At 53.2% G+C, this 13,335-nt stretch carries 9 protein-coding genes and 1 tRNA gene; 2 read left to right on the top strand and 8 right to left on the bottom strand.

Going from position 1 to position 13,335, the window contains the following annotated elements:
* Nucleotides 1–62: 62 nt before the first annotated feature.
* The 6 genes from E9954_RS16830 to E9954_RS16805 form a co-directional block, all read right to left on the bottom strand.
* Nucleotides 63–2,429: a hypothetical protein gene (locus E9954_RS16830; RefSeq protein ID WP_136080473.1), complete on the bottom strand. Its 2,367-nt coding sequence runs from the start codon at nucleotides 2,427–2,429 to the stop codon at nucleotides 63–65.
* Nucleotides 2,430–2,716: 287 nt separating this feature from the next.
* Nucleotides 2,717–3,628, bottom strand: coding sequence for an AraC family transcriptional regulator (locus tag E9954_RS16825; RefSeq protein ID WP_136080472.1), 912 nt, complete (start codon nucleotides 3,626–3,628; stop codon nucleotides 2,717–2,719).
* A gap of 240 nt (nucleotides 3,629–3,868) precedes the next feature.
* Nucleotides 3,869–5,365 carry a sulfatase-like hydrolase/transferase gene (locus E9954_RS16820; RefSeq protein WP_136080471.1) on the bottom strand — a complete coding sequence of 499 codons (1,497 nt, stop codon included), beginning with the start codon at nucleotides 5,363–5,365 and terminating at the stop codon, nucleotides 3,869–3,871.
* A gap of 391 nt (nucleotides 5,366–5,756) precedes the next feature.
* Nucleotides 5,757–7,145 (bottom strand): glycoside hydrolase family 27 protein, encoded by a 1,389-nt coding sequence (locus tag E9954_RS16815; protein WP_136080470.1) that lies wholly within the window; start codon nucleotides 7,143–7,145, stop codon nucleotides 5,757–5,759.
* A gap of 10 nt (nucleotides 7,146–7,155) precedes the next feature.
* Nucleotides 7,156–8,613, bottom strand: a complete 1,458-nt coding sequence (locus tag E9954_RS16810) for an arylsulfatase (protein WP_136080469.1) — start codon at nucleotides 8,611–8,613, stop codon at nucleotides 7,156–7,158.
* A 663-nt stretch (nucleotides 8,614–9,276) separates the two neighbouring features.
* The gene (locus tag E9954_RS16805) at nucleotides 9,277–9,933 is read right to left on the bottom strand and encodes a hypothetical protein (protein WP_136080468.1); all 657 of its coding nucleotides are present in this window, start codon (nucleotides 9,931–9,933) and stop codon (nucleotides 9,277–9,279) included.
* A gap of 178 nt (nucleotides 9,934–10,111) precedes the next feature.
* On the opposite strand from E9954_RS16805, the gene E9954_RS16800 reads away from it, so the two are divergent.
* Nucleotides 10,112–10,735 carry a topoisomerase DNA-binding C4 zinc finger domain-containing protein gene (locus E9954_RS16800; protein ID WP_136080467.1) on the top strand — a complete coding sequence of 208 codons (624 nt, stop codon included), beginning with the start codon at nucleotides 10,112–10,114 and terminating at the stop codon, nucleotides 10,733–10,735.
* A gap of 628 nt (nucleotides 10,736–11,363) precedes the next feature.
* On the opposite strand, the gene E9954_RS16795 is transcribed toward E9954_RS16800, so the two are convergent.
* Nucleotides 11,364–11,439 (bottom strand) — tRNA-Phe (locus E9954_RS16795).
* A 126-nt stretch (nucleotides 11,440–11,565) separates the two neighbouring features.
* On the opposite strand from E9954_RS16795, the gene E9954_RS16790 reads away from it, so the two are divergent.
* Nucleotides 11,566–12,519 (top strand): aminoglycoside phosphotransferase family protein, encoded by a 954-nt coding sequence (locus E9954_RS16790; RefSeq protein WP_136080466.1) that lies wholly within the window; start codon nucleotides 11,566–11,568, stop codon nucleotides 12,517–12,519.
* 19 nt (nucleotides 12,520–12,538) lie between these two features.
* On the opposite strand, the gene E9954_RS16785 is transcribed toward E9954_RS16790, so the two are convergent.
* Complete coding sequence (locus tag E9954_RS16785; RefSeq protein ID WP_168442342.1) at nucleotides 12,539–13,300, bottom strand: 4'-phosphopantetheinyl transferase family protein; 762 nt, start codon at nucleotides 13,298–13,300, stop codon at nucleotides 12,539–12,541.
* Between the last annotated feature and the right edge of the window lie 35 nt (nucleotides 13,301–13,335).

The raw sequence follows: 13,335 nt of genomic DNA, 5'->3' as shown, positions 1-13,335 counted from the left end.
GTCTTTCAACGAAAGGCCGCACCCGGTGGATGCGGCCCCCTTGAGAATCACAACTAACCGATCTACTGCTCTTCAACCCGGAAGAACCGGGCGGGACCCGACGCCGGTACATTCCAGGTTTTTTCGACTACGCCGCTGCACGTTCCGGCAGAGGACCAGTTTGTTGCAGTCAACGAGTCGGAACCCATCAGGTCGTACGATGCGCCGGCGTTCAGGTTGGTCGCGGTCACATCCACACTGCTACCGGCACCGGCGGCAATCAGCATAACCGGCGGATCAGTCGGAACCGGCGGGGTGTAGGCCCAGACGGTCGTGTAGCCGGGATTGGCATCATCGTAGTCGGCATAGAGGATATCGGCACCGTTGGTCCAACTGGCATCCCAGCTTTCGGTCAGCATGTTGGTCTGGCCATCAGCCCAATCAATAAATCCTCCATCAACCAAAGCCGTGAAATTGTCGATTCGGTCTGCCTTCCACTGTAGCACGCCTTTCCCGAACACCACTTGCCCATCATCTTCCACGCGCAGCCCGGCGGCGAAACCGGCCTCAATCCGAAGGAGGCCGCCGTTCAGGTTGATCGTGCCGGTGCCGGCATCGGTATCTTCAAACTCCACCTCGACTTTGTGGGTATGGATCGTGCCACCGTTCAGGTTAATCGTGCCGTCTCCCGTTTCGGTTCCGACCTTGAGCGGCTTCCATGCGGCGCCATCCGTTTCCAGTTTGAGCAATCCGCCATTCATGTTCAGCGTGCCGTTGCCCGTGCGGCCGACTTCGAAAAAATCGCTTTCTCCCGTATAGGTTCCCTCCGCGATGGTTAACATTCCGGTCGCACCGGCATTGCCACCGCCAATATGCGTGAGGCCGTCAACCGTAATACTTCCCGAATTCAACTCGCCAATGCCGTGGCGCGAGGTTCCCCACCGGCCGAAGTAGACATCGTTTCCAATGGCCACATCGCCGCCATCCACAATCAGTTTGCCAACACCGGTAGAGCCGCTGCTGGCAATTTCCACATCGTTGCCCACCGTCAGGCTGCCCCCTGAAACCACGGCGACTGAAGCGGTGTTGTTGTGGCCGGTCAACAGATCCAAGGCCTCAACTTCTGAAGCCACAACCAGTGTGCTGGGATTGCCGTCCCAACTAAACTCCACCCGATCCAGGCCGGTCGGTGCCGTGCCGATGTCCCAGTTAGCGGCGGTAGTCCAAAGCTGATCGCCTCCGTTATTGGTGAACTTGTTGGTGGTCGGACCATCCGTATCTTCGGGCAGGCCCGGGGTCGGTGTCAGGTTATAGGCCCAGACGGTGGCATCGCCGGCACTCACATCGTCGTAGTCCACAAACAGCGCACTGGTCTGTGTGTTCGTCCAATAGCCATAGTCGGTTGTTACGGTATTCGTAAAGCTTGCATCCCAGCTTTCGGTCAGCATGTTGGTCAGGCCGTTTGCCCATGTGATTCTACCCAAGTTTACCTGGTTGGTTATTTCCGCAATGCCGTCGGTACCGGCCCAGGTCAGAATGCCTCCTGCAACGTGAATCCCCGAATCATGATTAATATCCAGGCCAGCTTCCGCAAGGAATTCGCCGCCATAGAGATTGATCTCCGCCCGGCCTCCGATATCGGTGTCGGAATCCATCTGCACATTGGCCGAGGCTGTCAGCAGACCACCATACATATTGATGGTGCCGTCTGAAGAACCTGCCCGGCTGATATTCACCACATTGCCACCCAGGTTGACTGCGCCGCCATAGACATTAATGGTACCGGAACCCCGATTGGTATAACTGGCCGGATTTTCGTAACCACCCACGTAAACAAAACCGTTGGTGGCACTGAACGTACCGCCATGCACATTGAGCACCCCCGTACCCCGTTCATTCACCGCGCCGCCGACATGGAAGTTGTTGCCGACATCAAAGCTGCCATCAAACATCGTGGCAACACCATGCGCTTCCCAGCCATTCAGGCTCTTGCCGATATTGAAGGAGTCGGAGAGGTCGATGGAACCGCTGTTCATGACCAGCGAGCCCTCACCGTGCGAGGTGGGTCTCGCCGCAACATTCAGGTTGTCTGCGCTTAGCGAACCGTCATTAAGCTGCAGCCCGGCATACTTATAGGTCGCATTGGAGAATTCATTAATGTTCACATCCTGGACGACAGACAGGTTGCCGTTTGTCTGGATATCGAGACTCGACACCTCACTATCATTACCGTTCCAGAATTTTAAAGCATCCGCCGTGCTGTCCACTCTAATGGTATAGGGTTTGGTACTCGAGGTAACGTCGGTCGCATCCGGAAGTCCTGCATCCCAGTTCGCCGCATTGGTCCAGTTTCCATCGCTGTTTACATTCCACTTCGTCACCGCCGAAGCGGTCATGGCCGAAAGGGCCACGATGGTCGTTGCAATGATGCCTATCCTGCTTTTTTGCATTATTTCTTCCTCCGTATTTAATTTATCGATCCGCTTGGCCGGTCTCCCGGCTTCCCATAAATCGCCCTGTATGTTCTTCTAATACGAACGTCAGGGATGCACCTAAACAGCAAAACAAAAAAATGTGGTTTTATGCTCAGCGTACCAAATTCAATTTGATTTCCCGCATTCAGGCACTCACCTTCGCATCCTGTGCAGACCTATCAGCGATTTGAAATAGTTGTACACCTTGCCAGCCATTACCGGGAGAGCCATTGCCCCATAAAAATGGGCCCGTATTGCACAAATTACTGTTTTCTGAACTGGATCGGCGTCATGCCGGCGTACTTTTTGAACCGGCGGCGAAAATGGGTATAATCGTTGAATCCAACCGCATAGCAGATATCGAGGGCACTATCGCCAGTCTCCCGGAGCAGCGCACACGCCTCCTCAATGCGCAAGCAGTTAACATAATTCTGGTACGTCATACCAGTCTCGTGCTTAAACAGTCGGCTGAAATAGGTTTCCGAAGCACCACTCATGGCGACCAGGTCGGAATACCGCAGCGCTTCGCTGAAATGGTCGTGGATGTAGTTCAGGGTTTTTCGGATCCCGGCCTGATAGCGCGACGCGGAATCCCCCATCTGCAAATGTACCGTTTCAGTATGCAGATCATCCTTCCGGGATTCATGGGCGAGCAAAAGCAGAAGTTCAAGAAAAAGCAGACGTACGCGGGCTTTTGCCCGTTCTGAGGCATCGTGTGTTTCATCCCTTAACTGGCGGAACAGCGTGTCCATTTGGTCTTTCCGCTCCCCATCCACCTTGATTCGGATTGCACCGACCGCGTCCTCCCCCAAAGGAAACAGGGACTGGAAGAAATATCGGTTCGGCGACAGGGAGGTTTGGAGGCTTTCCAACGATTGGATTCCGCTGTCCACGGCCCGGGGCAGGAAGCTGCAACAGTACGCCGTTCTATCCTGACCGGTCGTATCGGAAAGCGCGTGGAGAACATACGGCTTCATGATAAGCATATCGCCGGGATACAAACTGATTTCCTCGTTTCTGAAACAGTTGACAAGGGTACCCTGCTCCACAAAGAGTATTTCAAAATATTCATGCCGGTGCAGTTCCCGCTTCAATAGCGAACGCTGTGCCACCCGCTCCACCGCGATCGGGAAGGCATGCTCAACAAACAACTCACTGGATCTGATCAAAGACATAATTCCGCATTCCAATCCAACCCGAACGAACGGGATGATCTCCCGTTCATTCGGTGGAAATACTTATACGAATGCGGAACATGCTCCTTAACAGACCGATGGAAATATTAAGTTTATTGTACGGCAGTAAAATATGGGAGCCGTTCGAGCGTAACATCCATCTCAATGGTCTGTCCGCCGGCATAGACTTTGCCGACATCCGCGCGGATGTGGTGAATATCTTTGTCCTGATCAGTTTCTTTATTTCAGTTTCATTAAATCACGGCGAGGTTTGATGGTCACGTCCATTTGCTTGATCGACTTGTTCTGGGTGCTTTTCGGGATTTCGTTCGCATCGTGCTTTGGCAGGTAGGGCTTCAGCTTCGCAATGACCGCCTTTGCCTTCTCGGGATTCGACTGCACCAGATTCGTCCACTCCATCGGATCATTTTCAAGGTCATACAACTCCTCGAACCCCCTCGCATAGGTCATGTAATGCCACTTTTCGGAAATAACAGAATGGTTTCCCTTGCCCTGCGTCGTGACGGTCGGTTCCCACTCTTTTTCAGGATTCTCCAGCAACGGCCGGATCGTTTTTCCGTCCAGTTCCTTTTCCGGCAGCCCGCACAGGTCGACCAGGGAGGGATAGAGATCGATCAGGTTGACGTTGCGCATGCAATCCTGTCGTTTTTTCATTCCCGGCGTTTTAATGATCAGCGGCAACTGGGTGGATTCCCGCCAGAGCGAGGCCTTGCGGAACTTGAGCTTTTCGCCCAGGTGCCAACCGTGATCGCCCCAAATGACCACGATCGTATTATCGGCATATTTACTCTTGGCCAAAGCATCCAGCACCACGCCTACACATTCATCAGCATAGCTGATGGTCGCCAGATAGGCTTGAACGGCCTCCTTCATCACCCCGTATTCCTGGCACCACAGAAAATCCACATGTGGCTTAAAGGCCTTTTTCCCGTTGGCATCGAGAATGTCATCGAGGTCATCCATCCGGAATTCAGGCACCTTCACGGACTCCAGCGGATAGAGGTCGAAATATTCCTGAGGGGCATGAAACGGCAGATGCGGCTTGGAGATTCCAACGGCCATGAAGAAGGGTTTATCGTAGTCCTCCTGCAGTTTTTGCCCGAACCATCTGGCGGTTTCATAGTCCCTCGTCCCTTCCTTGCCGCCAAGCAGCGGCCCGAAAGCAAAACCCGACCCTCCGCTGGAGGTATACTTTGGATTTTCCAGCTTCTTCCCGTTCACAATACCTTTATCGCGAAAGTTGAGCTGAGCCGGATCGGGCTTGCCGCTCCCCTTTGCCTTCTCCCAGACATCGAATGCCCAGTGCCCGGCGTCTGACCCGTTTTCCGTCGTATGATGGTGGAAGATTTTCCCGCGCGAAATCGTCAGGTAGCCGTTTTTGGAAAAGTATTCCGGCAACGTGGTGTTCTTCTGCACAATCTCCGAATCCAGCATATTGTTGCTGTTTCCATAGAGGCCGGTGGTTGCCGGCATAAAGCCCGAAAGCAAGGCCGAACGCGACGGCCCGCAAACCGGCCCCGCGCAGCTCGCGTTCCGGAAAACCATCGCCTCTTCCGCAAACCGGTCAATATGAGGTGTCTTGCACTGCGGATGCCCGCCAAACACGCCCACCCAATCGTTCAGGTCGTCCACCGAAATAAACAGCACATTCGGCCTCTCGGCCGCGGCAACGCCAGCCACACATAACACAGACAGCAGCAACAATCTCTTCTTCATAAAAAACCCCGGTTAAGTATTCATTGTTCAAAAATTATTTATACGACACCAACCACGAGATCTTAACAATGGTTTCAGCCTAGAACTGTTCGACCTCGAGCTGAATAAAGCGCTGCTCTTGTTCGCCGACTGCATAATGATTGCTAACCATGAAATATTGCATGCTTTCGTCCTCCGCTCTTAGTTTATCAAACCACTCCGCCGGTCTCCCGGTTTTCCCGAAATCGCCTGATCTATTTTCTAATACGAACGTCAGGAATGCACCTAAACAGCTAAACAGCTAAACAGCTAAACGAATAAAAATCACATACCTAAACAGGTGCATAAAAAAACGGCACACCGTCTTAACGAAAGTGTGCCGCGTGAAACGTGAAAATTTTATACAGTCAGCCTAACGGCTGAACTTAACAAATAGCACGCCGTTTGGATTCAACTTGATCTTCTGGCCCAGACTCTTTTCATCATCGCTCCAGACTTCCATGAGCGTGTAATCCGCACCATGCAAACCGAGGCGTTCCGCATTCAGTTCAAATTCGACCTTCTTGTCCTGACGGTTGAAGATCCCGATCCAGCCTTCTCCATTCGTGCCCTTTTTATCCGCTTTCCAGGTTTCCAGGCCATCCTTTTCCAACATCAATGATCCCATCACGCCATTCTGGTTGCAGGCGAGCATGTCGGGATCGGTGATCAGCATCAACGAAAAGTCGTCTAGCGTCGGCAGATCCCCGCCCATCATCAGGGGCGACGCGGCCATCGCCCGCATGGTGATAAAGGTTTTCATCTGCGGTTTCGTCAGCTGGCATTGACGATGCACGCCTTTGCCGGCCAACGCAACGTCGCCCTTATCCATCACCGTCTTCTTTCCATCTGTACTCGGCGGAGACATCAGCTGCAGCTGACCGAACGGAATCATATCCATATCAATCCAGAAACCGGGTTGCTCCTTGCCCTGCCATTTGCGCCAGGCCGCAAAACAGAGGTCGATATACTTCTGCTCGTCCCAGACATCGGGCGTGACCCGCAGCATGTTGCCCATGCGGAAAAAGTCGATGGCTTCCGGATCCACCGTTCCGCCCGGTGAAAGGCTTAGCAGCATCGGTTTGCCGGTCTTTTTAATCGCTTTGGCGACCGCTTCAACCTCGTCGGGGTGCGGCACGATATCGTCGTATTTAATCATATCCACGCCCATGTCGGCGATATGCTGAATCAGGCCGTCATACCATTCCTGCGCGCCCGGCTTGCTCATATCGACCGCATAACAATAGTGACACCAGACGCAGTTTTCCTCCGGATCCGTATTGGCGATATCGCGCGCCGTATATTTTGTTCCTTTGATCGGCAGATTCTGTTCCACCGCTTTACGCGGGATTCCGCGCATCAGATGGACGCCGAATTTCAGGCCCAACTCATGAGCACGGTCGGCGATCGGTTTTAGTCCTCCCGGAAAATAAACTTCCGAAGGTTGGAAGTGTCCATATTCGTTGATCCGAATATCGTGCGCATGCTTTTCCGCAGGGAAGATCGTACCTTCCTGCAGCGTGTATTCCCCGAACCAGCCATTATCAATAACGAAATATTCATAACCATGCGGTTTTAGTTTCTCCGCCATCGCCTCGAGGTTTGCAAAAGCCGCTTCTTCGTGCAGGTAGACCCCATAGCTGTCGAAACTGTTCCAACCCATCGGCGGCGTCTGCGCCAGCGTTTCCTGAACCGGACGGCCCATCGCCATGACCGACACAGCACCCATAACAAGCATTGCAGTGAGCATATATTTTTTCATTTTCTGTTCCTTATTTCTTTTCATGCGCGCGGGCGGCATTGCCGGAATTCCGTTTCAGCGGAAAGTTAAATTTTTCCACCGGCGAAACGGTACGCGCTCCTTTAATCAGTGCATCGAGCTCAGCCACCACCTCAGGATGCTGCCCCGCCACGTTGTTTGCTTCCTGTGGATCGGAAGCGAGGTCGTAAAGCTCCAGTGGTGAATTTGCATCCACGGCTACGTCATAGCGCACACCCTTCCAATTCCCCTTACGGATCGCAACGCGCCCTTTCTTTTCGTGGAATTCCCAGTAGAGGTATTCGTGCTCCTTCTGCTCCTTATTCCCCATCAGGGTGGGTAGGAAGGACACACCGTCAATGTTGTCCGGCGCCCCCACACCCGCCATTTCGGCGGCGGTCGGCATCATATCCCAGAATGCGGAGAGATGGTCCGTACTGGAGGCGGCTGCAACCTTGCCCGGCCACCATGCAATCATCGGCACATGAATACCGCCCTCGTATAGATCGCGCTTGAAGCCGCGCTGCGAACCGTTGGAATTAAAGTAGGCCGGATCATGACCGCCTTCCTGATGCGGCCCGTTGTCGGACGTAAAAACGATCAGAGTATCGTCAGCAATGCCCAGCTCCGTCAGCTTGGCGGTAATATCGCCGACATAATCATCGATATTGTGCACCATTGCCGCAAAGGCGGCGTGGGCTTCCGGCTGAGACCCATAGGCATATTTACGGAAGTTCGGGCCGTCATCCGTCCCTTCATAGGAACTTTCGGGCAGAAACTTACCACGATATTTTTCCATGTATTCCTCGGGAGCGAACATTTCGGCGTGCGGCTGAACCACAGCATAGAAACAATAGAACGGCTGATCCTTGTTCTCCTCGATAAATTCCATGACCTCATCGTGAATGAGCGTCGGCGCATAATCTTCTGTTTCCAGGCCGAAATTGCCCCACAGCATTTCACGCTGATCATCGTCCCACAGGAAATAGGGATAATAATGGTGGGCCTGACGCTGGCAGTTATAGCCGTAGAAACGATCGAAGCCCATTTTCAGCGGCTCGCTGGCGGTTCCCGGTGCACCCAGTCCCCATTTGCCGAACAGCCCGGTGGAGTAGCCCGCCTTTTGCAGCATGTGCGCCATCGTGTAGGTGTCGGCCGGCATCGGCTGCTGCCCCTCCGGCAGAAATTCGGAGTTGCCCCGTACGACCGCATGTCCGGTATGCTTACCGGTCAACAGCGCACAACGCGACGGCGCACAGACCGTGGCCCCGGAATAGTGATCCGTAAAGGTCATCCCTTCAGCGGCCAGACGGTCAATATTCGGCGTCTGAAAGTGCGTCTGCCCGTTACAGCTCAGATCTCCATACCCCAGATCATCGGTTAAAATATAAATTATATTCGGCGCCCGGCCCGCATGTACGGCCACCACAAACAAAAGCAGACTCCCAAATCCCCATAGATATTTTCTCATTTCAGCTCCTTTGTAAAAATTAAACTCACCTTCGCGCGACTCCCCTTGCATTAGTTCCTTCCATTCTCACTTCTATCCATTTTGCGTTCCTAAACCAACAACGTCTATTGCAACATCAACCCAATGAAGAGTTAAGAATGTAGAATTAAGAATGGTGGAACTCAGTCGGCGTTGGCCTTTTTTCTATTTGAAGCTGTCACAGACCGACCATTCTTAATTCTTAAATCTCCATTCTTAATTAACTGCTGTGTAGCCGCATTAGATATGAATACGCTGTAAATTTAAGAATCTAAACAGTCCAGTGGTAGAATTTGCGTCATCGCTTCGCGAACTGGATGTCCCAGCGCCTAAACATGAAGTACCTGGTCGGCCCGGTTGGACAGCGATGCGAACCTTCTAAAAACGACTCTCCATCCAGTAAGGTACCGATCGCTATGGCAATGCGAACCTTTTCTCCGCGAGGTTAAACCTCACCCCTTCAGCATGTTGCAAAATACTCACCAGAACATGAGACCAGTTGTCCCGCTTTTTGCTTTTTGCATCGCTATCCCGAATGCTGGTCGGCCCGGTTGGATTTGAACTTAGGGTGCCTACAACCCCATAGTCCATTTTTCGTCAGCAAAAAAGAAGGGATGGGTATTCCACCGCCTTCTTCCCGGCGGCCTAGGCCGCCTTGCGCCTTACCAACGTTGTCCACCATGGGGTGGGTTCTTTTTTGTTACTGGATTTAGTCACTTTCATTTTCCGTTGTCGGCGTAACCGGTCTAATTGCATTCGATCGAGTTGCTCCCCGACATGGCCATCCAGCTTCATCGGCATGACCACAACCAGAGTGTGGTCATTCTGGAACACCAGAGGCATGATACCACCGTCTGTCTTCTGGACATGAATCTCACCGTATTCATCATGCGCAATAGGTACTAGCTTTGGATCAACATAACACCCCAACGCCGCCCCGACCCACATGGCAAACCGCGAGCTTTTGCCTACGGTACTATACGTGGATTCAGATTCATGACTCGGGATGATTTTACGGTATTCTGGATAGCGTACCTTCACCGGACTGGGCACAAGCCGGATCTCCCGGCTGTTGTTTACCTTAATCTCATACAGGCCGGGCTCCGCCTTGATCCTGAACAGATCCCGACGGAGCCGCAGTCCATCGCAACCAACCGCATACACCCCGCCCTTCGTCTTTTCAACGAGGATATAATGGAGTTCTGGACGCATTTTGTCTTTTCCGGCACACGCAAGCAAAGAGCGCATGCGGTGGAAGTCAGGATCACCCCGACCTCCATTTTTCATTTGAATAACCTTCACGCTATCTCCTTTCACTTTCGTCCTTGGCTTCAATCCGGCTGAGAACATCGCGCTGAACACCGTCGATAACAGGCACGATACCTGTTTGCGAGTCATACAGAGTTAACTGGACCAACTCATCGAGATATTCGTTCAGGCTGCGCTCAAGCACCGGGCGGTTAACGCTGACGGTGTGCCTGTGGTCAATGAGATCAGCCGCAGTCAGGCCGATGGCCAGCCACCAACCAGCACCTTTTACAAACTTACCGCCAACACGTGCGCCTCCGGTCAACAGCCTATCACCACCGGCCTTAACCACCAGACTCCGGAGTTGCCCGCCTCCGACCTTTACAGCCTTGGCCACGGCAATACCGCTGACGACCCCGTATTGGAAGTGGTGCTTTCCGACAAGGAACGTTTCCCCAACGCCGAGGAACGACGACTGTTTTACGTGGCCGTCACCCGCGCCAGACACAAGGTATTCATCCTGTCGGATCGGCAGAAGGCGTCATCTTTTGTTCGGGAACTGGAGGACACCACATCCGACCTGGCCACTTGCCCGGATTGCCATGGGAAGATTTTCATTAAGAACAATGGCGACCACGACTTCGTCACCTGCGAGAACTACCCGCTTTGCGATTACTCGAAATACTTCAACAACCCGGGGGAAATCGCCATATGCCCGACCTGCAGACGGGGTTACCTTTGCGTCAAAAAGGGTTCCAAAGGCGAGTTCTGCGGGTGTACCAACTATCCATCTTGTTCCCATACGACGTCATATCCCTTAACTCAGGGCGATGCAACAAACGTCGTTACTTCATGACTCGCACCCAAGCGTATGAGTGCCATGTTTTCGCAACGTCGTTATCCAGTACGTCAGTCGAATAGTTCAAATCATGCGTCAACGCATGAACTTCCGTCCTGTACTCGACTTCAGTCTCTCGCGCGCACGCGCACGCGCGAACGAAACCGCCAACTATCCCCCTGCCTACATACGCGTTCTATATCCGCCTCTTCAGACGATATGAAACGATACGATTTGCGTACGCCGAACTGAACTCCATACGTTGCCTGATCCCATGGACGTTCGTCTTTCAGACGTTGAACGAACGACGTTGTGAACGTCCGACACCTTCGAATGGACGGAACCCTTAACCTCTCACCCTCCAACGTTGCGATAACGGCATATCGACTCTACGAACGTCTTGCTCCCTGTTTGTTCAGCATGGTCGGGGAATCAGAAAGCGCCCTTGCCCCGTATTTGGTGGAGAGCCTTTTGGGGAGAGCGAAAAAAATAAGAGCGACGACGTCCTCCAGGGAATCTCGTTGCAGACTTGTTGCAAAGTTTTAGGTGCCAAACCCTGCAATTCTCGCCTTTTTTGCAGAGTTGGGGCATTCACAGGCAGGTAAAATAAAAAACCCCTAACTCGTTATGAATTAGGGGTTTAAGGTGGTGGCGACTCCCAGAGTTGAACTGGGGACACGCGGATTTTCAATCCGCTGCTCTACCAACTGAGCTAAGTCGCCTTCCTGTAAAAAGGAAGCGCGTAGTATACGGATCGGTCCTAAAGCGTCAACCGAATTGATTCAAAAAAAAACACGGAATCTTCCGGAGCTTGATTTAACCCGGATTTTAGTAAAAAGTACTAGCAAATGGAACTTGGTCACTATACGAAAATACTCCGGAACTGGAGGCTGGAACCGGCCGATACGCAGGATGCAGTCGAGCTTCCTGGAAGCCCGGAAAGAACCGTTTCCCGAAAGGCCATAACCGACACGGAAGGCCGACGATGGGTTCTGGAAGAAGTTGCGGAAGAAAGCTACTCACGCAAACTGGCCATCGCGGAAACCATGGAAACGCTCAAGACCCGCGGACTCGACGGCATCCATCCCTATGAACGCAATACGCTCGGCCAGCTGATCACCTGCTATGCCGGACGCCTGTGCATGCTACGCCCGCATGTTGCCGGAATTCCACTAAACCGGAAGAATTGGCTGGAGGAAAGCTGGCGGGCCGAGGCCATGGCACACCACCTGATTAAAATGCAACTCATCTCAGAACCGTCCCCGTTGCAGAATGTAGGCCCGCTGTTTTCCATCGCCGACTTTGTGAAACGCCGGACGGAGGTCTTCCGTAAACATCGGAACGAACTTGCGGAAGCCCTCGAACCGGTCTTTAACAACCTCGAAAAAAACCTTTTCCCAAAACTCGGAAAAGCGCCGACCAGCTTCTGCCACGGCGACTTCCACCCGTTGAATATCATTTGGGGAGAAAAATCGATCCAGTCGGTGATCGACTGGGAATTCTGTGGACTGAAGCCGGAAGCCTACGATGCCGCCCTGCTGGTCGGATGCATAGGGTTCGATAATCCGGACGCACTCATAGGCGACTTCACGGGTACATTAATCAAGAAAACCAGCGCGGCCGCGATCTTTTCACCGGAATCGTGGGAATGGTTCATCGACCTGGTAATAGCCATCCGCTACGGATGGCTGGCCGAATGGATGCGCACCAACGACGAAAGCGCCCGAGACCTCGAAATGCTTTACATGAATCTGCTCACCACCCAGAAAGGCTACATTGCCGACAAATGGGGATTGTCGTAGCGGCATCGCGTCGGATGGTTCACATTCGCCATTCCAGCAGGCTGAAGTCATAACACGGCAGGTTGCCAAGGGGACGGTCCGAGACGACGGCCGATGCATAGTTCGAGCCGGCGTCCAATCGCCGGAAATGCCAGCCGCCCTTCTCGCCATCCTCGCACGGAACGGCGAAGGTGCTGAGTTCGCGGAAGAGCGCAGAACCACAGGCCTTGATGTAGGCCTCCTTGCGCGACCAATAGTGGAAAAAGGCCGCATGGATATCTTCCGCGCCCTCGATCCCGGCACACTCCTCCGGCGTGAAATAACGCGATGCAATAGCCATCACATCCATTTCCCGACGAATCTTTTCAACATCAACACCAATCTGGCGGTTCCGTCCGAAAGCCAGTACCACCCATTCGCCGGAATGGGAGACGTTGAAAGCCACCTCTGAGGGAGGACATTTACTATGTGGGGCAGGCTTTCCAGCCTGCCCGGCGCAGGCAGGAAAGCCTGCGCCATATTCCAGATACGGCTTCCCGTTATCCGAATATCCAAACGCAATCTCGTTGGAGGGAACTCCGGTGTAGACCGAAAGCAAAACCCGGAGCGCGCCACGCGAGGCAATGGACGACTGCCGGTCGCTCTCACGAAGGAACCGCGCGGCTTTTTCCCGTTCGGCGACACAGAGCCCGGCCTGCAGCGCCTCCAGCCGATCCAGCACCCCGGGTACATGCACACCCCAGATATGGATCGTATCGTTGTCCAGTTCAGGGAGCTGCCCAATGTCTTCAATGGTTTCCATCCAACGCATTCTTATTGAAAACCAAGCAACAGGCA

The sequence above is a fragment of the Pontiella desulfatans genome (assembly GCF_900890425.1).
Lineage (GTDB): Bacteria > Verrucomicrobiota > Kiritimatiellia > Kiritimatiellales > Pontiellaceae > Pontiella > Pontiella desulfatans.
The sequence above is the reverse complement of the archived record's forward strand: the minus strand, read 5'-3'. Positions and strand labels throughout refer to the sequence as shown.